The organism is Microcoleus sp. B6-A1, from assembly GCF_036705085.1.
Classification (GTDB): Bacteria; Cyanobacteriota; Cyanobacteriia; order Cyanobacteriales; family Microcoleaceae; genus Microcoleus.
Genome location: NZ_JAUBTU010000110.1, coordinates 1 through 22,041, shown reverse-complemented (window position 1 = coordinate 22,041; position 22,041 = coordinate 1). Strand labels below are relative to the sequence as shown.

At 46.3% G+C, this 22,041-nt stretch carries 18 protein-coding genes; 10 read left to right on the top strand and 8 right to left on the bottom strand.

Translation table 11 applies throughout. The annotated features are described in order from the left end of the window. Window positions 1-126: 126 nt before the first annotated feature. Complete coding sequence (gene tgt, locus QUB11_RS27435) at window positions 127-1,257, top strand: tRNA guanosine(34) transglycosylase Tgt (protein ID WP_333392136.1); 1,131 nt, start codon at window positions 127-129, stop codon at window positions 1,255-1,257. A gap of 60 nt (window positions 1,258-1,317) precedes the next feature. After that, the gene (locus tag QUB11_RS27430; RefSeq protein WP_006634808.1) at window positions 1,318-1,455 is read left to right on the top strand and encodes a photosystem II reaction center protein K; all 138 of its coding nucleotides are present in this window, start codon (window positions 1,318-1,320) and stop codon (window positions 1,453-1,455) included. 171 nt (window positions 1,456-1,626) lie between these two features. On the opposite strand, the gene QUB11_RS27425 is transcribed toward QUB11_RS27430, so the two are convergent. Further along, on the bottom strand, window positions 1,627-2,181 hold the full coding sequence (locus QUB11_RS27425) for a glutathione S-transferase family protein (protein ID WP_333392138.1): 555 nt from the start codon (window positions 2,179-2,181) through the stop codon (window positions 1,627-1,629). A 148-nt stretch (window positions 2,182-2,329) separates the two neighbouring features. Continuing rightward, on the bottom strand, window positions 2,330-2,911 hold the full coding sequence (locus QUB11_RS27420) for a manganese efflux pump MntP family protein (protein WP_333392134.1): 582 nt from the start codon (window positions 2,909-2,911) through the stop codon (window positions 2,330-2,332). Between the two features lie 197 nt (window positions 2,912-3,108). On the opposite strand from QUB11_RS27420, the gene QUB11_RS27415 reads away from it, so the two are divergent. After that, window positions 3,109-3,708: a cytochrome b/b6 domain-containing protein gene (locus QUB11_RS27415; RefSeq protein ID WP_333392132.1), complete on the top strand. Its 600-nt coding sequence runs from the start codon at window positions 3,109-3,111 to the stop codon at window positions 3,706-3,708. A 402-nt stretch (window positions 3,709-4,110) separates the two neighbouring features. Here QUB11_RS27415 and QUB11_RS27410 read toward each other — a convergent pair whose 3' ends face one another. From QUB11_RS27410 to QUB11_RS27395, 4 genes are all read right to left on the bottom strand, one after another. Next, entirely contained in the window at window positions 4,111-6,471 is a 2,361-nt protein-coding gene (locus QUB11_RS27410) for a cache domain-containing protein (RefSeq protein WP_333392130.1), read from the bottom strand. Window positions 6,472-7,315: 844 nt separating this feature from the next. Then, window positions 7,316-7,780, bottom strand: a complete 465-nt coding sequence (locus tag QUB11_RS27405) for a hypothetical protein (protein ID WP_333207098.1) — start codon at window positions 7,778-7,780, stop codon at window positions 7,316-7,318. Between the two features lie 189 nt (window positions 7,781-7,969). Then, entirely contained in the window at window positions 7,970-8,530 is a 561-nt protein-coding gene (locus QUB11_RS27400) for a sugar O-acetyltransferase (protein WP_333207099.1), read from the bottom strand. A 257-nt stretch (window positions 8,531-8,787) separates the two neighbouring features. Then, window positions 8,788-9,462 carry an MBL fold metallo-hydrolase gene (locus QUB11_RS27395; protein ID WP_333207100.1) on the bottom strand — a complete coding sequence of 225 codons (675 nt, stop codon included), beginning with the start codon at window positions 9,460-9,462 and terminating at the stop codon, window positions 8,788-8,790. 33 nt (window positions 9,463-9,495) lie between these two features. Here QUB11_RS27395 and QUB11_RS27390 point away from each other — a divergent pair, with 33 nt between their 5' ends. The 5 genes from QUB11_RS27390 (at window position 9,496) to QUB11_RS27370 (ending at window position 16,919) form a co-directional block, all read left to right on the top strand. Beyond that, window positions 9,496-10,968: a site-2 protease family protein gene (locus QUB11_RS27390; protein WP_333207101.1), complete on the top strand. Its 1,473-nt coding sequence runs from the start codon at window positions 9,496-9,498 to the stop codon at window positions 10,966-10,968. 432 nt (window positions 10,969-11,400) lie between these two features. Next, the gene (locus QUB11_RS27385) at window positions 11,401-12,000 is read left to right on the top strand and encodes a hypothetical protein (RefSeq protein WP_333392128.1); all 600 of its coding nucleotides are present in this window, start codon (window positions 11,401-11,403) and stop codon (window positions 11,998-12,000) included. A gap of 124 nt (window positions 12,001-12,124) precedes the next feature. Continuing rightward, on the top strand, window positions 12,125-13,195 hold the full coding sequence (locus QUB11_RS27380) for a DUF6745 domain-containing protein (protein WP_333392127.1): 1,071 nt from the start codon (window positions 12,125-12,127) through the stop codon (window positions 13,193-13,195). A gap of 163 nt (window positions 13,196-13,358) precedes the next feature. Beyond that, the gene (sat, locus tag QUB11_RS27375) at window positions 13,359-14,540 is read left to right on the top strand and encodes a sulfate adenylyltransferase (RefSeq protein WP_333392125.1); all 1,182 of its coding nucleotides are present in this window, start codon (window positions 13,359-13,361) and stop codon (window positions 14,538-14,540) included. 207 nt (window positions 14,541-14,747) lie between these two features. Next, entirely contained in the window at window positions 14,748-16,919 is a 2,172-nt protein-coding gene (locus tag QUB11_RS27370; protein ID WP_333392123.1) for a caspase family protein, read from the top strand. A 48-nt stretch (window positions 16,920-16,967) separates the two neighbouring features. Here the strand turns inward: QUB11_RS27370 and QUB11_RS27365 are convergent, their stop codons facing one another. Further along, window positions 16,968-17,528: a Uma2 family endonuclease gene (locus QUB11_RS27365; protein ID WP_333392122.1), complete on the bottom strand. Its 561-nt coding sequence runs from the start codon at window positions 17,526-17,528 to the stop codon at window positions 16,968-16,970. Window positions 17,529-17,846: 318 nt separating this feature from the next. Next, complete coding sequence (locus QUB11_RS27360) at window positions 17,847-19,187, bottom strand: valine--pyruvate transaminase (RefSeq protein WP_333392120.1); 1,341 nt, start codon at window positions 19,185-19,187, stop codon at window positions 17,847-17,849. Window positions 19,188-19,898: 711 nt separating this feature from the next. On the opposite strand from QUB11_RS27360, the gene QUB11_RS27355 reads away from it, so the two are divergent. Both QUB11_RS27355 and QUB11_RS27350 read left to right on the top strand, forming a co-directional pair. Further along, a complete protein-coding gene (locus QUB11_RS27355; RefSeq protein WP_333392118.1) occupies window positions 19,899-20,441 on the top strand; it encodes a peroxidase-related enzyme in 543 nt (180 codons plus the stop codon). Between the two features lie 21 nt (window positions 20,442-20,462). Next, window positions 20,463-21,668 (top strand): adenylate/guanylate cyclase domain-containing protein, encoded by a 1,206-nt coding sequence (locus QUB11_RS27350; RefSeq protein ID WP_333392116.1) that lies wholly within the window; start codon window positions 20,463-20,465, stop codon window positions 21,666-21,668. The last annotated feature ends 373 nt before the right edge of the window (window positions 21,669-22,041 follow it).

Genomic DNA, 22,041 nt, shown 5'->3' with positions numbered 1-22,041 from the left:
TCCACAAAGAGTGAATTTTCTTGTGGAACAGGCCGAAAAGCCTGTTCCTAAACAAGTAATTGAGAATGGTGCAACATCTCAAATAACACGGACGGCCGAGTAGCCGTTAACGAGCATCGAGGACTAATGACTGAGGACAAGGCGAAATTTTCTTTTAAATGTCAGGCTAATTGCAGCCATACCCAAGCGCGTGCAGGGGTTTTTACAACTCCCCACGGTGTTGTGGAAACGCCTAAATTTATGCCAGTGGGGACGCTAGCTAATGTCAAAACTTTGACACCTGCACATCTTGAGGCGGCGGGTTCTCAAATGGTTTTGGCAAATACTTATCACTTGCACTTGCAGCCGGGGGAAGCAATTGTCGCAGGCGCGGGCGGATTGCATAAATTTATGGCTTGGCCAGGCCCGATGCTGACGGATTCGGGGGGCTTTCAGGTGTTTAGCTTGAGCCAAATGCGGACTATTTCTGAGAATGGGGTGACTTTTCGTTCTCCCCGCGATGGCCGCATGATTAATTTGACGCCGGAACGATCGATCGAAATTCAGAATCAGTTGGGCGCTGATGTGATTATGGCCTTTGACGAGTGTCCCCCTTACCCCGCTACGCGGGAGGAGGTGGAGGCTGCCACAAATCGCACTTACCGCTGGCTGCAACGCTGCATTCAAGCTCACTCGCGCCCGGATCAAGCTTTGTTCGGCATCGTCCAGGGGGGCGTTTTCCCCGACTTGCGATCGCGCGCGGCGAACCAGTTGGTAGATTTGGATTTACCAGGCTACGCCATCGGCGGCGTTAGTGTGGGGGAATCGGGGGATTTGATCGCAGAGATTGTGAAGGTGACTGCGCCTCTGTTGCCGGCAAATAAACCGCGTTATTTGATGGGGATTGGGACTTATCGGGAAATGGCGTTGGCGGTGGCGAGTGGGGTAGATATGTTTGACTGCGTGATTCCGACTCGGCTGGCCCGCCACGGGACGGCTTTTGTTGGTGGGGAACGCTGGAGTTTGAAAAATGCTCGGTTCCGGGACGATTTTGCTCCGCTGGATGAGTCTTGTCCTTGTTATACCTGCCAAAAATTCAGTCGGGCTTATTTGGCCCATTTGGCGCGGGCTAACGAAGTGCTGGGGTATACTTTGCTGGCGATTCACAATGTGACGGAGTTGATTCGCTTTACGGGGAGGATGCGGGAGGCGATTTTTGCCGATCGATTTACTGAAGAGTTTGCCTACTGGCTTGCACCGAGAGTCGATCGATCGTGATTGCCTTGGGTGAAGATATGCGACAATTATGAAAATTCTGTTGGATAGGTAGGTTGATTCATGGAAGCTGCATTACTCTTAGCAAAACTGCCCGAAGCTTATTCGATTTTTGAGCCTTTGGTTAATGTTTTGCCCGTCATTCCCGTATTTTTCTTGCTGCTGGCTTTTGTGTGGCAGGCGGCTGTCGGGTTCAGATAAGTTTGATTTCATCAAAAGCAGGGGCAATTCACAAATTGCCTCTGCTTTTAGATGTTAAGTTTTATTCCTCGGCCCTCTGACTCCTGACTCCTGACTCCTGACTCCTGACTCCTGACTCACCCTCAATAATTCATCCGTGTATCCGTGTCAAAATCCGTGTAGTGCCTTCCTTCAGCTACCGCCGATCGCACTTTTGAATGCCGGTCTTTCTGAGATCCGCTTGATGTAATCTACAACAGCCGGATAAGCACTGAGGTCTAGTTTTAGCATCATCGGAATGTAGGCCAACATTGATCCGACTGCTGCGTCGGCGACGCCGAATTCATCACCCATTAAAAATGGCTGTTTCTCGAAGATTTCATTTAACGGTTTTAACAACTTGGGAGTTTCGCGATCGCGAGTTGCTTCAGTAAATATTCCCGGCCCCAGGGTGGCGTTAGCAAACGTTACCCACTGCACGATTTGAGCTTGCTGCTCCAAAGTGTCTGGCATCTTACCATATTTTTGAGCTAAATACAGCAGAATTGCGCCGGATTCCCAAAGTTTAAAATCTCCGTCGGCGATCGCGGGTACTTTGCCGATCGGGTTAATTTCGAGAAACTCTGGCTGCAAGTGTGCCCCTGCTTGCATATCCAGGGTGACAAATTCGTAGGGAACCGCTATTTCTTCTAGATACCACTTGACAATTGAGGCCCGGCTGCGGGCTGCGCCGTAAAGTTTCAGCACGAAATTTTTATCCTTTAACGCAATATTGCTGTTATAGCATTTTTTGGTAATTGGGAATTGGGCATTGCAGCCAACAGAGACTTTGATGTCACTGTTCAACTAATGACTACTGACTAATTACTACTGACTAATGACTACTGACTAATTACTAATTGCCAATAACTAATGGCAGTTCTGTCAAGTGCATAAACAAGATTCTGCTGCCAATAAAAATCAAAATTGCTCCGCCCAATATCTCAATCTTATTAGCAAACAAGTTTCCACACTTGTGCCCGATAAACACCCCTGCAAAGGCTAAAAAGAAAGTAATAAATCCGATCGCAGTCACCGCAGGAGCAATAGAATCTTTCAGGACAGCAAATCCGAGGCCAACTGCGAGGGCATCGATACTCGTCGCCACCGACAGCGTTATCAAAGTCCCAGTATCTAAGGGATTGAACTTTTTCTCGCATTCTTCGCCTTGCAGCGATTCATAAATCATTCTCCCGCCAATGAAACTCAAAAGCCCAAAAGCTATCCAATGGTCGATCGGTGTTATCAAAAAACTAAAACTAAGACCGATGAGCCATCCTATTACGGGCATTAAAGCTTGAAAACCTCCGAAAAATAAGGCAATTTTTAAAGCTTTATTGACCTTCATGTGTTTGATTGCTAAACCGCTCGAAACAGCGACAGCAAAAGCATCTGCTGCTAGTCCCAAGGAAAGTAATATGGTAGTGGCTGCATCCATTTTTGTAAAGTGTTAGGTGTTATAAATAAAGTGTTCCTCTTGACTGTTTTAGTTTACACTAAATTTTGATACAATTGCGTTATTATCATAATCTATTCATTTTTGACTCACATTTATTTCACAATTGGCGAAGGTTGAAAAAATCAGCGGTTAGCTGTATTGTGTAAAAGATTATTTATCAAGTAGCAGAATTGACTATGCCGCCATCTAGACCCTACCAGCCATTGCTGCTCAGATTACTGCATGGGGTTAACGCTGCGATCGCCCTTTTAGCAATTTTGACCGCATTTCTGGTTTACAACACCTACGATGGGCGGTTTGGCAAAGTCCCCGTGCCTCAGATTGCAGATATTATTGGGATTCACGGCACTTTTGGCAAGATGTTGCTGTTAGGAATAATGCCGACTTTTGCATTGTACAGTTTCCACGCAGGTCAAAAACGCTTGGTGCAGCCGGATTCTTTTGGGAAACTAACGCAGTTGGGAAAACCGATTTGGTGGTACAGTTTGCACCGGATTGTTAATACATTGATGTTGCTAGCACTGACTTGGGCGATCGCTTCTGGCAGTATGGTTAAGGAAGAATGGCTGCCGGCTGGGGAATTGACGCAGGTTTGGTATTATTTACACGCTTCTGGTTGGGTGGTATTGGTATTTTGTCTGGCAATGCACTTGTTGATGAGTGCGAAGGTGGGGGGTTTGCCGCTAATTTTGTCGATGTTTGATGCCGCATATCGCCCGGAAGATTCGCCGACTGCTTGGTGGAAGAAAATTCGCTCTTTTGTCAATCGCTCTTAATGTGAAAATGCTTAATTTGAAAATGAACAAAAATATTTTATTAATTGTTGCGGAAGTCTTGGTAATGGGAGGTTGGTTGTTTGCTGTGGTTGCACCTTTATTATTTCCCTAATCCTATGCTATCAATTTTTCTTAACAAATGATCGTTAGCTCTATACTGAGGACTTCAGCCCTCCGTTTTATGACGACTAAAGTCTTGACTATGGGATGAGAATTAAATAAAATCCACTTTTCATGACTGTTGTGGGATGGGCGTCCCGCCCGTCCTTTCTGGGCAGGACGCCCATCCCACAAGAAAAAAGGGAAATTATTTAATTGACGATCCTATGAAGCCAAATTAAGCTTGTCGCGCCGCTTGCTAGCAAGATTTGCGAGGGGTTTTCCTGGCGGCAAAATGCGATATCAAACGATCGGCAATTTTACCCTAAACTCAGCACCGCCCCCAGTTTGAGATTTAATTTGAGGTTGAACCGGAGATTCAACTGTCAGGCTGCCACCGTGCAATTCTACAATAATTTTATAGCAAACCGACAGATCCAACCCTGTAAAATTTTTAAATGATTTATTATGGCCAAAATCCTCAAATATTCTGTGTTGAATTTCCTGCGTAATTATAGAGCCATTGTGGGCGATCGATACAACAATAAACCTGCCTGTATCATCCTCGAAAATATCGGTTTTGATTGTAATAAGTTGAGCGGAATTTTCAATATTTTTAACGGCATCTATAGCATGGCAGATCAGACTCGCGAATACCTGGCTCAGTTGACCGGGATAACACAAAATTGGTGGCAGGTTGTTGTACTCCTTGACTACTAATATTTTTTGCTCCAGTCTGTGAGCCAGCAACAGCAAAATATTGTCGATGCTCTCATTAACGTTGGCGTGTTCTTTGTTGGCTTCGTCAGGAAGTGAAAATTTCCTCAAAGCCAGGACTATGTGGCGAATGCCATCGGCTCCTCTTTTCAAAAAATTGAGGATGTGCGGCAACTCTTGGCTGATAAAATCTAGGTCGCAACGCTCTATTTTTTTGGCAATTCGTGGCACAGGTTCGGGATATTGTTCTCGATAGAGGCGAATTATACTAAGCAAATCTTTGATATAATCGTTGAGGTGAATCAGGCGGCCGTAAATAAAGTTAATCGGGTTATTAATTTCCTGGGCAACTTCGGCGGCTAGTTGACCCACCATTGTAACTTTTTCGCTTTGTACTAAATGCTCTTCGGTGATTCTGAGTTTGGCTAATACTTCTTCCAAAAGTTTGAGTTCTTCTTGAATTTGCCCGTGGAGTTGGGATTGGGAAATTGCGATCGCCAGTGAGTCTGCAATTGCTTCCAAAACTTGCACCTCGTCGGGAGTCGCAAATCGGCGGTTTGCACAGGCGAACAGATATCCAAGCCGATGATTCTCAGTTAGTACGGGTACTGCTGCGTAGTGACTATTTGTGAGTTCGATATGGGCGTGTTCCTCAGACGCTGTGGCATCAGGGGCTGCGGTTTTATGTAGCAGTATCGTTTCGCAGCGGTGAAGCCGTGCAGCTAAATCTCCAGAGGGCCCTCCTGCAACACCAAAGATTCCCAAGCGCGTCGGCAAACCTTCCCGGCAATATTCCCAGCCAAATTCTAAAGTATCTTGTCGGGGATCGTACCATGCGAAAATTGCTCGATCGAGCTTCAGTACAGTACCGAGTTCGTCTACTGTAGTTTGGAGGATGCGATCGAGTTCCAAGCAAGCGCGAATGCGGCCACTCAATCGGTGGAGAAGGGCTTGTGTGCGACTGCGAATGCCATTTAGGGCAAACAGCTTGAGCCCCACAATTGCGGAGAAAATAGCTGCGGCGGCAAGTACGCCGGCGGCTACTGCTAGTATCTTGAAAGGAAGGAGTTCTTTTTCGAGATTGTCGCCGGGAATTACGAGGGCGATCGACCATTCAGCTTGTTCTAAAGGAAGATAGGCAACATAAACTCTGGCACCGTTGATTTGAGTCAGCACAATGCCCGTTTTTTGATAAACCATCTCCCGGGCTACATTTGCCAAATTAGCATCTGCGGACTCTAAAAGACTGGGAGCCGAATTGTCGATATTTCCGATTAATCGAGCGTCGGGATGCACAATCGGCACTCCTTGAGAATTGAGAACAAAAGCGTAAGTTCCGGGGCCATATTCCAGCTTTCTTACTACTTGGGCAATTCGATCCATGCTAATGACGCCGTTCATTACTCCGATCGGCTTTTGTGCTGTTTTCTCAAGATTATTTGCCGAATTTGACCACACCGGAGCCGAAATGGGAACAATACTTTGTCCTTTGAGCGTGCGAGAAATGGTAGGATCGGAAACATAGACTTCCCCAGCCATTGCCTTTTTAAAGTGTTGGCGGTCGCTCACATTAATCAACGCTCTGCCGACTTTTGTGGTAAAATAAGAACCGTCGGGATCAATTAATGCGAAGTGCTGGAATTCTTGCAGTCGAATTACTTCCGATTTTAAATAAGGCTCTGCTACTGACCAATTCATCGAACGAACCGGAGGAGTGTGGGCGAGGATTTCGATCTCAGCCTTTCTAGTGCCGAGCCAGCGATCGATCTTGTTGGCGCGATCCCTAACTTCTAACAAAGCATTTCGCTCGCTTTTGGTGATAATCAAGCGGCGAACGCTTTGATAGCTGATACAACCAATGATGCTAGTTGCCAGAATTGTTACCCCCAAAATTAAGAGCGCAGTTTGGTACCCAAGATGGTATTTGCCCTTTAATTCTGCTGGCAATAGTCGAGTTAATTTCCACCACTTTACTCTCGCAAAGCTTCGCATGGTTTGACCAATTTGTGAGATTGAAATCCTGAGCTCACCTACTATCTACTCGCCCGCCTGCCAGTAGTCTTAAACTACTAGCATTCAATAATTGCGGGGATTTTTTAATTTCCCCCCTCCGAACGGCTTCTATCGTTTCCGGTTGCACTCCTTATGATATAAAGGACACGGCAGTGCCGTTTCCCTACCCAGATTAATTGTAGGGACACGGCACTGCCGTGTCGAAAGCGGTGGGTAATATTAATTCCGATGCTACCCGCTTTGATATAGCCATCCTAAATCATTTGTAAATTTCTTACCCCCTCCCCTTGATAAGGGGAGGGTTGGGGTGGGGTCAAAAATTTACGACTCCTGCAAGGATTGCTATATCACTTTGTTAAACAGGAATAATATCATACCACATTTTTGATAAATTAAAAACTTTCATCAACTCGTTAATTATTTTTTACAGTCGTTAATAATTGATGTTATTTAGGTGATGTGAGCAGTAGACTTTTTAGGTTGAGATGTTTGGTGTGTGTCTTAATCAATAGTCCAGACTGTTTTTAGTTTGTCGTCTGAAACCCTTGATTTTCGGTTAGTATTTCGAGTACGCAATCGCGTTGAAACCCTTATTATACGGTTGGTAATCAAAAACTGTCCGCACTATTTCTTAATAACGAAATATTAAAAGTTTTTCGTTCATTATTAATGAAGGAAAAACTTGTTAAATCTTTAATTTACATCTCAACAATCAAAAGTATTTTAGGTGCATCCGCTGGCTGAGGCACTGTTAAATTGCCCCAGTTGCGGGATTTGTTTAAAGAACCTTGTGAGTGTGTTCGTGCTGTTTCACATTGTCTTCAGTGCGAATGACGCGCTCGGAGTTGAGCACTCTTTTGCGTTCTAAGGAATAAGTAAAGTCGTTGCGAACTGTTCCCAAGGGAATGTGAAGTTGAGCTTGGGGGCGGATTTTGTAAGTGCGGGCAGCGGCGATCGCCCGAAAGGCAAATTCTTCGCTAAACTGAGATGATGTCGGGAATTCTGGCAACATTTTGGGTGTTTCGCCGTCGAGCACTGCTCCCAAAGTCGTCCCGCAAATCATTAAATAAGATGTGGGAATTCCCTTCAAAATTGCTTCCAAAGCTGCTGAGGGAATAGCTTCGATTACTTGCACTTCAAAAACTTCGCCTTCTTCTTTGATGAAGCAGGTAGCTACACCGACTGCTATGTAGTCGTCGGTGCAGAGATCAGGAGCGTTGGGATAAACTGTTGCAGTCGTCATAAGAAAAGCTTGGTAGTGTGGAAACCGGGAACGAGAAATTAAGCGATTTTAGATTTGAGATTTGAGATTTATTCCACGGTTTTTTTCGGGGATTTTACGTGAAAAATCTCAAACTGGCTGTTCTAATACCTAAAATTGTTGAGTTAAGCTCCGAAGAGCCGATCGCACGATTGTGTCGATCGTACCACATCAAGGTAGATGCCGGATGATTCGGCAAGGATTCCCCGCCGCCACGACGTTTGCGGGAATATCTTTGACAACAACACTGCCTGCGCCGATCGTGCTATTGTCGCCAATAGTGACTCCTGGACAAATAATACTGCCGCCGCCAATCCAAACATTATTGCCAATATTAATTTCAGCGGCGAGTTCTAGGCCAGAAAGCCTCATTTCCGGGTCTGTGGGGTGAAAAGCTGTGTAAATTTGTACGTTGGGCCCGCACAGCAAATTTTCGCCAATGTTAACTCGATTGCAGTCGAGAATCACACAGCCAAAATTCATATACAATCCGTTTCCAGCATAAATATTGCTGCCGTAGTCGCAGTAGAAAGGTGGCTCGATTTCAACTTTTAGCCCAACTGCACCGAACCATTCTGCGAGAATTTCTAACCGTTTCTCTGGTTCGTCTTCGCCGGTAGAATTGTAAGTTCTGGCGAGGCGGCGGGCTCGCTGGCGCTCTAAAATTAATTGCTCATCAGCAGCTAAATACAATTCACCGGCGAGCATTTTTTGTTTTTCGGTTTTTTCCACAGTTTTTTCCCAGGTAAGAATCGGCGGTTGAAACCGCTACTTCACCAACGAACTTCATCTCTAAGAGACTGAAAAATAATGTAGGGTGCGAAGGGCGCACCTTACCGCTATAAGCTGTTGCGGAATTTAAATTGTCTGTCAACAAAAAATCTTGTGGGGAGTAGGGGTTGGGCGTCCCGCCCGCCCTGAATATACAATTTAAATGCGCGACAGCTTAATTAGCGCGTCAGATCATTTTTTGATGTTGTAGCATACATTTAGGGTTCAGGTTTTGACTGCAAACAAACAGCTAAATCCAGATTGGCTAATTTCTCAAAAGCTCGATCGATCGATCCTTTCCCCCGCAAAAAACCAGTATTTGCACCGGGACAAATATACTGTAAAGTTTCTGGCGAAAATCGATCGATAATTGACTTCACGCTGTTAATTTGCCTAGGCCAGTGAAAAGTTTTTGCCGTCAACAGCGGTACTGGGGCGGCTTCTCGGTTGGGAAGCAAGTGCCTACCCGAAAACAGCACTCCACCGCTGCCACTATGATAAAGGCAAGAGGAACCAGGAGAATGGCCAGGAGTCCAAAATGCTTTGATTCGATCGCTCACAACAAATTCTCGCTCAAAAACCGTCACCTTCAAACCCGGCAGTAAATAAGCTTCCTGCTCTTGAATCAGGATCTCGCACCCCGTGGCTTCCTGAATCTCCCGCGCCTTGGCGATAGCGCCACGGTGGGTGAGAAACAGCAGTCGCACGCCGCCCTGTTCCCGCAAAAATGTTTGGTTAATCTCATCCCAAGCGGGACAATCTACCAGGATGTTAGTTTGGTTTTCTACAATGAAATAGGCTGTTGCACCCAGGGTATCCCGGTTAGGCGGGAAAGCCAGGATATTGTCGAGCACGGGCCTGGGTTGTTTGGAGACTGAACTCTGTTGTTTCAAGGAAGTATTTCAGAAGGGAATGGGATAAATATTATGTTCTTTTTACTATGGTTGTTCGTATTGGGGCTGATATCGTACTTCTTGTTGCAAAACGGCACCAGCCGCATCACCAGGACTCCGATATGGCTGCTGTGGCTGGTAATGATGGCGCCTGCGCTGATTTGGACTGGTTGGATGTTAGTTTACGGCACCAGCAAAACTGTACCGCCGGAGTTGGTAATTATACCTTTTCTGGTTTGCCCTTTTTTGTATTGGTTTTTGGTACAGTTGGGGCGCAAGAAAATTACCGCCGAAACTGCACAGCAGGTAGCAGACTCGGAGACTGAACCTGCAAAGCCAAAACCGCCCGTGCGCCCAATCAATGCAGCAGAAGAAGCGAGTTTGCGCGATTGTTTTCCTTGGTCAATTTACTTTTTGCGAGATTTGGAATTTCGGCCACAGGCTGTAATTTGTCGCGGACAGTTGCGAACCAACCCGGAGGCGGCTTATCAGGCGATTCGGGAGAATGTGGAGAGGCTTTTTGGCGATCGCTTTTTAGTAGTATTTCAAAACAGCTTGAGCGGTCAACCTTTTTTTGCTATAGTTCCCAATCCTAGCCACCAATCAGGGGAAACTCCTGTCAAAACCGAATCTGTAACCCGGCCATTTTTTGCATTAGCTTTGCTGCTGATCACAGTGTTTACGACTACCCTTGTCGGGGCACGACTTGCCGGAGTTACTGAACAAGCTTTGCAGTCCAACCCATCAATGTTGCTACAGGGTTTGGCTTACTCGCTGGCTCTAATTACAATTTTAGCAATTCACGAATCCGGCCACTATTTAGCAGCCCAATCCTACAAAATTCGCACGACTTTGCCTTATTTTATCCCGATTCCTTTTTTCTTAGGAACTTTTGGAGCTTTCATTCAAATACGGAGTCCAATTCCCAACCGCCGTGCTTTATTTGATGTTAGCATTGCCGGCCCCCTTGCGGGTTTAGTGGCGACAGTGCCATTATTAATTTGGGGTTTGAATCATTCGACTATTGTACCGCTGTCTGAGAAGTCGGGAATGTTAAATTTTGACTCTTTCAAACCCAGTTTTTCGCTGCTGATGACTTTGTTGAGCAAGTTAACCTTGGGTGGTGCTTTCAATGCGGAAACTGCGATCGATTTGCATCCAGTAGCGGTGGCGGGTTATTTGGGTTTGATCGTGACGGCGTTTAATTTGATGCCGGTGGGACAACTCGACGGCGGGCACATTGTACACGCGATGTTCGGCCAGCGAGCGAGTATGGCGATCGGGCAAGTTGCTAGACTTTGTATGCTGCTGCTTTCTTTTTTGGAACAGGGTTTGCTGCTGTGGGCGATTATTTTGTTTTTCACGCCACTAAACGACGAACCGGCGTTGAATGATGTCAGTGAATTGGATAATCGGCGGGATTTTTTGGGGTTGCTGGCGATCGGGCTTTTGTTAATGATTTTGTTGCCCGCGCCCAGGGTACTCCTTGAGTGGTTAAATGTTTAGCAGGAAGTTCGGCAACGGATTTTGTAACGGATGTAACCCATATAGCCTTTCGAGCTCTCATATGAGGTACTATCCGGCATAGGCCTCCGTGGCCATAGGCCTCCGTAGGCATAGGGCATACCTCACCACGCTTGAGAACCGCTATAGAAGAAAGAAGAAACAAGAAAGAGGGCAGAAGGATTGAGTTATCGGGCGAGAGAAAGAAGAGGAAAGAAGGAAGAAAAGAGAGGTTTACCAATTCTGCAAGGGTTGCTATATTAGGACTTACGCGGTGAGAACCGGGTTTCTTCGTAGAGACTTCGCTACCAAACCAAGATTTTTCGCAGAAACCAGGTTTCTTTGGTGGAAGTTTTTATACAATCGTATTTAGGATTTCTCAACTCGCTTTCTATCCCCAAGTAATCTTTATTTTCACCGACTGATTAGAGACATATGTCTTACAATTCCTTTACTTTCCAACAATTAGAAGAGCGATTTGGATTGGATCTATCACTCAGTCCTATTTTGAGTGCCAAGGTGGTTCCCGTAGAACCCTCCGAATGGCTTTGGAGAGCAATTGAAATTAGTTCTAACACTGCTGTTACAACTGTAAAAGAACGTTCGGAACGGATTATTTCTCCTATTATGTTAGAATTTAGAGAAAGGAACAACAGACAATTTTCTCTTTTTTCTGGTTGGTCATTTGATGTAGATGCTGAGCTGGGATTGAATGGGGAATGCGACTTTCTAATGTCTTCTGTTCCGTTTGATTTTGAAATTAAAGTTCCGGTTTTTGTATTGAGAGAAACTAAAGGCGGAGAAATAGAATCTTGTCTGCCACAGTGTGCAGCACAAATGGTAGCGGCTCAGCTATTTAACGAACGCGAACACAATTCCATACCTGCAATATATGGTTGCGTAACTACTGGGGTTGTCTGGCGGTTTCTTAAATTAGAAGGAAATAATTTAATTATTGATGTTGATGTTTATTGTCTAGATAATGTTTCTCTGATTTTAGGTGTTTTGCAAACAATCGTTAATTTATACCAATAGTTTTACGACTATAATAAAATAGGTTTGTAGGAAGATTCCGTTGTTATTACCAACTTAATGATATTTTTTTGCCGATGCGAGACCGAAAAAGTTTGACCGCAAATTAAATAATCTAGCTGTACTTATGATCGCAATGACTCTCGAAAAAACAGCGCTAATTCCGATTTATCGCGAGCAGTGGCGAGAAATTGGACTTTCGATAAAACCAGTCGATCGCCCGCAAGCGACAGCGGCCATTAACACCGCCTACAACATCATCGGTTGTCCTGAACCGGAAATTATTTTCTGTGACAGCGCTTACATAGCTTTGCAAGCAATTGAACCGCTAAGGATACGCGATTCTGGTCTGGGAATGGCCAGCGAAATCAGAAACAAAATTCATAATGAATTGTACGATATATTAAGAAGTCAACTGAACAGGAAGCTGGAAAATCAAATTTATAGCCAACTCTATAATCCGCTGTACGCTCAACTAATGAATCAACTCCACCTTCATGTTAAAGACGAAGTTTACGTCAAATTAGCAAGGAAGTTGGGCGGGAGATTTCAGAGATTCCTGATCGATCAGACTTATCATAATAACAGCATAGTTTCCGAACTGTCAGCCTGTCACGGAAGTTGGGTGGATTTTTGTATTGGCGTGTTAAATTTGGAGATAGATCGCCCTTTATACTCAGCCTTTAAATCTTTAGTGGAAAACTGTGGCTGGATTTACCCGTTTGAGAAAAAATGCTTTGTGTGCGATCGCCCGATCCAACTTCATTTTGATAGCGAATATTTGCTCCACGCTTTATGTCAACCAGCGGTTGAATTTGCTGACAAGTTGAGTGTATACTCTTATCGTGGCGTCCGACTGCCGGAAATAATCGGTCAAGTTCCGCCCCAATCTTGGCAAGCTTCATGGCTATTAACAGAACAGAATGCCGAAGTGCGGCGAGTTTTGATTCAGGCGATCGGCTATCCGAAAATTTGTCAAGAATTGCAAGCAACTGAATTGGATACTTGGCAAGAATATACTTTGTTGAAAATTGAGAATAATATTGACATAGAGCCAATTTATTTGTTAAAGATGACTTGTCCGAGTACGGGACACCTTCACGCTTTGCGAGTGCCGCCAAAAGTGTGCTCCGCTAAAGAAGCGATTAGCTGGGTAAATTGGGGAATAGATCCCGAAGAATTTCAAGTCCAGACTTGAGGCGAAAGTTTAGAGTTTTGAGTGCGCGAGTTTACAGTTAAAGAATTACAGCGCCACAAAAGCAGCGTTGTGCACAAGTCCAGAACAATTAAAAAATGTAGAATTGCAGCCACCGCTTGATACTATGTACTCTGGCAGCTAAAACCCACAACTTCAAATCGACATGAGCCAGCATTCAGACCGCATTGCCCCTCACGGCGGCACCCTGGTCAACCGCATTGCCACACTAGACCAGAGACAAGAATTTTTCGATAAAGCAGAGTCCCTGCCGCGAGTCCAGTTGTCGGATCGATCGATCTCCGACCTGCAAATGATCGCCATCGGCGCCCTGAGTCCCCTCAAAGGGTTCATGAACGAAGCTGATTATCGATCGGTCGTTAAACAAATGCGCCTCTCCAACGGCCTTCCGTGGTCGGTTCCCATCACCCTCTCGGTAACAGAAGAAGTCGCCGCCCCCCTGAAAGCAGGAACTTTAGTGCGCCTCGACTCGCCGGCGGGCAAATTTGTCGGGCTCTTGGAACTTGCAGAAAAATATCACTACAGTAAAGAAGAAGAAGCCCTCAACGTCTACCGTACCGACGACCTCAAACACCCGGGCGTCCAAGTAGTAGACAAATCCGGGCCCGTTAACCTCGCAGGCGACATTTGGCTGCTGGAACGCGAACTAGATGTCCGCTTTCCCCAATACCAAATTGACCCGGCGAAATCGAGAATGATGTTCACAGAAAAAGGATGGAAAACCATAGTCGGTTTCCAAACCCGAAACCCCATCCACCGGGCCCACGAATACATCCAAAAATGCGCCTTAGAAACAGTAGACGGCTTGTTTCTGCACCCGCTAGTCGGGACGACTAAGGATGACGACATCGCCGCTGACGTGCGGATGCGCTGCTACGAAATTCTGCTAGAAAAATACTATCCAAAAGATCGCGTAATTTTGGCAATTAATCCGGCGGCAATGCGCTACGCCGGGCCGCGAGAAGCAATTTTTCATGCTTTAATCCGCAAAAACTACGGCTGCACTCACTTTATCGTGGGGCGCGATCACGCTGGAGTTGGCGATTATTACGGGACTTACGATGCCCAATATATTTTTGATGAATTTGAGCCGGGAGAATTGGGAATTGTGCCGATGAAATTCGAGCACGCTTTCTATTGCACACTGACGGAACAAATGGCTACAACTAAAACAAGCCCCAGCACTCCCGAACAACGGGTGCATTTGTCGGGAACCAAAGTTCGGGAAATGCTGCGCGCTGGAAAATTGCCGCCGCCACAGTTTTCCCGGCCGGAAGTCGCCGCAGAATTAGCCAAGGCAATGAATATTTTCAATTACGAGATTTAAATCTTGAACTTGGGTGTCGGCGACATTCTGAAGAGTTTTGAATTTTGAGTTTTGAGTTGAAATTTTATAATTTTAAACTTAAAGCTCAAAACTTAAAACTTAAAAATTATCTTAATACTAAACACTCACAACCTAATTAAATTCCCTACAATTATTGAGGGGAATTTAACTGAAAATTCAAAACTTAAAATTCAAAGCTATTTAAAAATGGGACTCAAGCGGCGGGAATTTTTGCAGCAAGCTGGCCGGGTGCTGGCCGCCATCGGAATCAGCGAGGCTTTGTGGCTGCCGTTGGGCGATCGCTACCTCCAAGCCTTAGCGCAGCCGACAGCCAGGAAATTGGCTTTGTTGGTGGGCGTTGACAAATATCCAGACTCGCCCCTGCACGGCTGCGTTACGGATGTGGAAATGCAGCGGGAACTGCTGATATATCGGTTTGGGTTTGTGCCCTCGGACATTTTGACTTTGACTGACGCTCAAGCGACGAGGGAGAATATCGAGACGGCTTTTATCACTCACTTGACTCAACAAGCAAAACCCGGTGACGTGGTAGTTTTTCACTTTAGTGGCTGCGGTAGTCGAGTCAGTTTGGCCGAGTCTCCCGGAAAAATGCAAAACAGTTTGGTGCCGGCGGATGATGTTTTGCCGCTGTTAGCAAACCGGGCGGTGAACGATATTTTAGAGGAAACGCTGTTGCTGTTGGTGCGATCGCTCGCGACAGAAAATGCGATCGCCATCCTCGACACCAGCTACACCTATCCGGGTTTCCCCAAAAACGGCAACTTTCGCATTCGCTCTCGCCCCCGCCCCACCATCGGCGAGCTGGGTATCGCAGAATTAACGTTTGCCCAAGACCTCCGAACCCGCCCAAATCTTCGTCCTGCGGCCACCGTACTTGCCGCCGGTGCGGATTCCCAACTCGCCGCCGAACAAGAGTGGGGCGGATTTACCGCAGGTTTGTTTACCTACGCCCTCACCCAAACTTTGTGGTGGGCAACTCCCGCTAGCAGCTTCAGCGTCAGTTTCAGCCGCGCGGCGGGTAAGGTCGAGCAAATTGCGGGGTTATCGCAGCAACCGCAAATTCTCAATCACGATTTAACAGCGCCGCTGGCGGTGAATTTTTCAAATTTAATCTTGAATTCCCCTGCATCTGACGGCGCTGTGACGGCGGTGGAAGACGGAGGCAAAACTGTGCAGTTGTGGCTGGGCGGTTTGTCGCCGGGGGTTTTGGAGTGCTCCGGGGGTTCTGTGTTTGCTGTGGATTCTTCGGAGGGCGCGAGGCTTTTGCTGCGGGGACGCACGGGCCTCTCTGCTAAAGCCCAAGTTTTAGACGGGTTCGATCGAACAAACGGCGAATTAACTGTCGGCGAACTCGTGAGGGAAGAAATTCGGGTATTGCCGCGAAACATCGGTTTGACAGTAGCTTTGGACTCGGGTTTGGAACGCATCGAGCGGGTGGACGCTACCAGCGCCTTTGCGACTGTGCCGCAAGTTTCGGCGGTAGGCAGTGAGCAATTGGCTGACTGTCGGTTCGGCAGAGTCCCGGAAACGACTTTAGCCGAAACAGTCTCGCCTCACGAGCCTGCTTTGTCTCAAAGCCGTTACGGTTTGTTTTCTTTGGCTCAAATGCTGATTCCCGATACTGAGGGCGATGGGGGAGAAGCAGTTAAGGTGGCGGTGCAGCGCTTGACTCCGCAGTTGAAAGCGCTGCAGGCGGGGAAGTTGCTGCGGCTGACAGCCAATGAGGGGTCTTCGCGCCTGAAGGTGCGGGCGGTTCTGGCAACTACCGCACCGCAAGCGCGGGCCGTGGCACAGCGGGAGCCGGTGCGGGCAGGCGGTGATTATCGGCTGGAACCGCTGAGCGGGGAAAGTGAGAAATCCGCCAGCGCTCATATACTAAGTTTAACAGAAGGCAGTCGAGTTCGGTACAGATTGTATAACGACAGCGATCGCCCGGTTTACTTTGCGGTGTTTGGCTCGGACAGCGCGGGACGGCTGTCTGTGCTCGGCGCTGAGGGCAAAGACTCTGTGGGGGCAATGTCGCGGGCGATCGCTCCTGGGGAGAATTTGACTCTACCGGCGGCTGGGGGGAGCGGGTGGGCGGTATCGGGGCCGATCGGACTTGCAGAAATTATGATTATATTTAGTGAGAGTACCTTCGATCGAACTCTGGCTGCAATAGAAGCCGAAATGCAGCAAACGAGGGATGCCCTGCCAATTCGAGTGTTGTTAAATCCTTTAAATGTGGCGCGGGCGGTGCTCGAAGATTTGCACGCCGCTAGCATTCCGGGGGTGCAGAAAGTGGGGATATCGACGGATGATTGGGCTTTGGATGTGAATGTTTGGGCAACTCTGAGTTTTGTTTATCGGGTGGTTTAATTGAAAAATGGGGACTGGGGAATGTTTTCTCTAACCTATAATCCGAATCTATCCGAGTACGAAATCGATATTCACTTCCAAATCACGAAAGGCGAGCGACGCAACTTGTTGACCCCGCCAAAATTTTTGGATTAAACTGTAACCATTAGGAGTCGGCTGGCGGTAAACTTCTAAACATTGTGCCTCTATATCTACTAGCCAGACTTCTGGAATGAGCGATCGAGCGTAAATAAGAACTTTCACATCTCGATCGTAATCAACCGTGCTATCGGATACTTCTATCAACAGCAAAACTTCTGACGGTACTGGATGTGCTGTTGAATAGTAATCAGCCCGGGGTTGCAGCAATACTACATCAGGTTGGGGTTCGGTGCGCTCGTTCAACTGGATGGGGTTTTGCACATCCAGAAAAGCCCGGTTACTGGGAATTTCGCTGAACAGTCCGATGAATCGTCTCACACAGGAAGCATGACGAGTTCCAATTGCTGCCATTTGTACAATTTCTCCTTCTATCAGTTCTACCCGATCGCCCTCGGAAAGAATACCCGCTTTGGTCATTAAATGATATTCTTCTACCGTCAACAACCTTTTGAGTAATTGCACTGCCATAACCCACCGCGCTGCTAATTATTTTTTAAATTGTAGTCGATCTGCCAAGGAAGAAGTCAATCGATTTTAGATTTTAGATTTTAGATTTTAGATTTTAGATTTTAGAATTGAAGCATTGACTCTACAGATAAATACGTTCGGCAAGTTTCATCGGATACAGGTTGTTTATTTCTGGGTACTGAGTCTGCTTTCGGAATGAATCACGTGGCGGGTATCCTGGATGCTTTCGGTCATTATCATCGGTAACTGATAATTGGGTTATTGGTAATTGGTGGCAACTAACAAATAACCAATAACCAATAACCAATCACCCGTTACTCATGACTGATAAAGCTTTTCTACCATTTGAGCCAACCGTTTCATAGCAGTTTCAATCTCATCATTTGTTGCAGTCAAACTGATGCGTAAACACTCATGTTTGTGCTGCCAATCTTCCCGCAAACCGGGGAAGAAAGAACTTCCCGGCACGACAATTACGCCGACTTTTTTCAACTCTTGATACAGTTCCCAATCAGTCATTGGCAAATCTTTCAGCCACAACCACGCGAAAATTGCTCCTTCGCCCCGGTGCAAGAACCACGGCAAATCTTTCGGCATTGCTTGTTCTAGGGTGGTTTCTACGATCGCAAATTTGCTTTGATAGTACGGGCGAATTACGTTGATGGAGATGTCGGCAAGAGCGCCGGACGTAATCGCACGAGTTGCGATCGCCTGTCCGTATCTTGGCGAATGAATGCACATATTGGTCTGAAAACATTCTAATATTTGAATGATTTTTTCATCGCCGATCGCAATCCCGATTCTTTCACCAGGTAATCCGGCTTTGGACAAACTCATACAGTGCACGATATTGCCGCCAAAAATCGGCGTCATTTCGGTAAAATTCAAGGACGGGAAGGGAGGGCCGTAGGCGGAATCCACGAACACCGGCGCGTCGAAAGCGGCCGCTAAATCGGCAATTTTCTTAACTTCGTCGTCGCTGAGAACGTTGCCGGTAGGGTTGCAGGGACGGGAAAAAATGACACAACCGGTGGTTTGGTCGATCGACAATTGGCTGAAATCCGGGCGGTATTTGAACCTGTGAGCAGCCGCATCAATATCGAGGGTAGGTTTGCAGGCGACTACCGCTTCGGGAATCAAGCTAACGCCGCCGTAACCGGTGTAGTCTGGGCTCAGCGGTAAAACAATATTTTTAAGGCTACCCCCCCTAGCCCCCCCTTGGTAAGGGGGGGATTGATTAGGCGTTGCCCCCCCTTGGTAAGGGGGGGATGGGGGGGGTGCGGTGTAGCCGCCGAAAGCGTTGGCTGCGTAGAAGTAAATCGATTGACTTCCGGGAGTAATTAGGATATTGCGATCGGTCAAATTCAGTCCGTAACGCTGATTAAAATCCGCCAATACCGCATTGATAAACGGCTGATAACCTTGACTGGAACCGTAGCGACAAACCACCTCGCCGTATTCCGGGCTCGCCAAAAGCTCCGCAGTGCAGTCGCGCCACAACTGCTCGACTTCCGGCAAAATCACCGGGTTTCCGGCGCTCAAATTGATAAACTCCTGCCCGCTGCCGGCTCTGAGAGTTTCAATAATATCTTTCATAATTGCCCGAACTCCCGTGAGGTGGGACATCTGAGCGCCAAATTGAGTCAGGGCAGGGTTCATAGCAAATGCAGCGACAATGATAGAAGTTTACAGTTTACCCATGATAACTCCAGTCGCAGGCGTTAGCCTAGCTTATCTGGGGCATGGGTTGTCGATCGAGCCTCTGACAAATTCAATAAACTCGATCGCACAGCGTTTTGTTTCTTCCCCTGTGCGCGCGCCGGAGTATAAGATTGTAGCCATTTGTGGAGTTCGATTGAACTGAGATGTTGCACCATTCTCAATAAGCTTTTTAGGAACAGGCTCTCCGGCCTGTTCCACAAGAAAATTCACTCTTTGTGGAACAGGCCGGAGAGCCTGTTCTTGACAATGGTGCAAGATGTGAGATCAAACAGTGTTTTTTGCCTAAAAATTAGCGAACGGAACAGCAACCTCTCATTCAAGAGTTGTGGTAAGATTTCACGCCGTCGCGCCAGATGAATTGCCGATACTTGACAACAACCATTGGAAACATCTAAAATTAGTCGTAAAACCCGATCGCAACAAAATTTTATAGGCTCCGGTTACTGCTATAATTACAGGTTTAATCCAGCCTCAAGAATCAGATTTGTTGCTAGCTCATTTTCATAATTCGCGGTTTGCTGACAGCGGTGCATTTTATCATCAATCCTACTAAAACCCAGATAGCTCGTAAGGTCGCCCTTTGAGTGGCGTTACATAACAAACACGTAAATTCCCACCCCAATTAACTGCCGTAAATTCTACACAACAATGACACACTTTCCACTTATAGAATACGAGCAACTTACAGATCCTAAAGCCAAAGCAGTGTACGAAGAAATCTTGACAGACTTGGGGTTTGGCATCGTCCCTAACCTGTTCAAGTCAATGGCAATCAACCCTGACATATTAGAAGCAAATTGGAAAAAATTCCGGGGAACCATTCTGCAAGGAGACTTACCCCGCACCCTTAAAGAAATGGTCGGCGTTGCTATTTCCCAATCAAATAATAGCGAGTACGCTCTCCAAGTTCACCTGCACGGATTGTCAGCCTTGGGGATGAGCGAAGAACTACTGCGAACCCTAGTTTCTGACTTTGCCAACTGCCCTTTGCCAAAACGTGATAAAGCCGTAATTACCTTTGGCTTGCTCGCGGCTACAAAACCCCTGGAAATGACAGAAGCGGATTACCAAAACCTGCGGGATTTAGGGCTAGATGATGCGGAAATCTTTGAGATTATTGCTACAGCAGATTTGTTTAGCTTTGTCAACCGATATACCGATTCAATAGCCCTAGAAATAGATGCTTTGTAATCTATATTTTATACCCATATTATGGGCGATCGGCTAGAAGATCAAGATCGAGAAGAACTTCTGTTGACAGCCCGCCGTTTGTTAGCAGAAGCTCAAGCGCTTTCCATCCGCATTTCCGCCGTCAACGAAGTTGCCACTGCCATTAACCGCACCCTCGATCTCAACCAGATTTTGCGGGTACTAGGCAAGCAAGCCAAATGGTTGCTAGACTTTGAACACTGTAGCGTTTGCCTGCACAGCACTAACACTTGCATGACCTTATTTGGCCGGCATATCCCTGTAGATATTGCAGCCCTCCCAGAGGGCGGCCCTATTCACAAGGCTTTCACAACACGTCAACCTCAATTAATTCAAGAAGCGGGTGCTACTGCTATTTTATCCCCCTACGCTTCGCAAATTATCATTCCTTTGGAAAGCGAAGGTAAGGTTTTAGGAACCATTAATTTTGCCACAACCAAGTCGCGAGCTTACACTCAAGAAGATTTACGAATTGGCTATCTTTTGGCTTTGCAACTATCTTCAGCCATCCGCAATGCTGAACGCTTTAAAGAGATAAATAGCCTGTATTCCGAGCTCGATGCCGAAAAGCACAAATCCGATCAGCTACTGTTGAACGTGCTGCCGGTTGAAATTGCCGAGGAACTCAAAAATAACGGCAAAGTGGAACCACTTTATTATGATAGCGTATCGGTTTTATTTACTGACTTTAAAGGCTTTACTCAGTTATCTGAAAAAATGACGCCGCGAGAGTTAGTTGACGAACTAGATTATTGTTTTTCTTATTTCGATCGCGTGATGGATAAATACTCTATGGAAAAACTGAAGACTATTGGCGACAGCTATATGTGCGCTGCAGGAATTCCTACGCCTCGCCCAACACACGCCTTTGACGCTGTACTTGCTGCCCTAGAAATTCGACAGTTCATGGATTTGCGAAAAATACAGAAAGCTCAACAAAACATTGCTTATTGGGATATCCGCATTGGGATTCATTCAGGCCCAATACTTGCGGGAGTAATTGGCCATAAAAAATTTTCCTATGATGTCTGGGGAGATACAGTTAATACTGCATCTCGGATGGAATCTTCCGGCGTACCTGGAAATATCAATATCTCTCACGAAACGTTTGAATTAGTTAGAGATTTTTTTGAATGCGAATACCGAGGGAAAATTTATGCTAAAAATAAAGGCGATTTGGATATGTATTTGGTTCACCATTTTAAATGAATTTGGGAATGGCTAATTGCTAAGGGAAAATGGCTAAGCGAGCCATAGGATTTTAGATTTTAGATTTTAGATTTTGATTAGGGAATGACTGATGACTATCACGGTTTGGATCGCTGGTCTACAGTTGCCGTTTTTTTAACGGGTGTTAGATATTGCAATCCTTGCAGGAGTCGTAAATTTTTTACCCCACCCCAACCCTCCCCTTATAAAGGGGAGGGAGTAAGAAATTCACAAATGATGCGAGGATGGCTATATCGCTCGTCGTAAATTTTTTACCCCACCCCAACCCTCCCCTTATAACCCACATTCCGCACCCCCAACTGGCACATACGCGGATTGAGGAAGTAAAAGTGAATCATCGGAGATAATAATG

What these genes read in the sequence shown, in the direction of transcription:
- tgt (WP_333392136.1), top strand. Translation starts at nt 127, where the DNA reads ATGACTGAGGACAAGGCGAAATTTTCTTTTAAATGTCAGGCTAATTGC.
- QUB11_RS27430 (WP_006634808.1), top strand. Translation starts at nt 1,318, where the DNA reads ATGGAAGCTGCATTACTCTTAGCAAAACTGCCCGAAGCTTATTCGATT.
- QUB11_RS27420 (WP_333392134.1), bottom strand. Translation starts at nt 2,911, where the DNA reads ATGGATGCAGCCACTACCATATTACTTTCCTTGGGACTAGCAGCAGAT.
- QUB11_RS27415 (WP_333392132.1), top strand. Translation starts at nt 3,109, where the DNA reads ATGCCGCCATCTAGACCCTACCAGCCATTGCTGCTCAGATTACTGCAT.
- QUB11_RS27405 (WP_333207098.1), bottom strand. Translation starts at nt 7,780, where the DNA reads ATGACGACTGCAACAGTTTATCCCAACGCTCCTGATCTCTGCACCGAC.
- QUB11_RS27390 (WP_333207101.1), top strand. Translation starts at nt 9,496, where the DNA reads ATGTTCTTTTTACTATGGTTGTTCGTATTGGGGCTGATATCGTACTTC.
- QUB11_RS27385 (WP_333392128.1), top strand. Translation starts at nt 11,401, where the DNA reads ATGTCTTACAATTCCTTTACTTTCCAACAATTAGAAGAGCGATTTGGA.
- QUB11_RS27380 (WP_333392127.1), top strand. Translation starts at nt 12,125, where the DNA reads ATGATCGCAATGACTCTCGAAAAAACAGCGCTAATTCCGATTTATCGC.
- sat (WP_333392125.1), top strand. Translation starts at nt 13,359, where the DNA reads ATGAGCCAGCATTCAGACCGCATTGCCCCTCACGGCGGCACCCTGGTC.
- QUB11_RS27370 (WP_333392123.1), top strand. Translation starts at nt 14,748, where the DNA reads ATGGGACTCAAGCGGCGGGAATTTTTGCAGCAAGCTGGCCGGGTGCTG.
- QUB11_RS27365 (WP_333392122.1), bottom strand. Translation starts at nt 17,528, where the DNA reads ATGGCAGTGCAATTACTCAAAAGGTTGTTGACGGTAGAAGAATATCAT.
- QUB11_RS27360 (WP_333392120.1), bottom strand. Translation starts at nt 19,187, where the DNA reads ATGAACCCTGCCCTGACTCAATTTGGCGCTCAGATGTCCCACCTCACG.
- QUB11_RS27355 (WP_333392118.1), top strand. Translation starts at nt 19,899, where the DNA reads ATGACACACTTTCCACTTATAGAATACGAGCAACTTACAGATCCTAAA.
- QUB11_RS27350 (WP_333392116.1), top strand. Translation starts at nt 20,463, where the DNA reads ATGGGCGATCGGCTAGAAGATCAAGATCGAGAAGAACTTCTGTTGACA.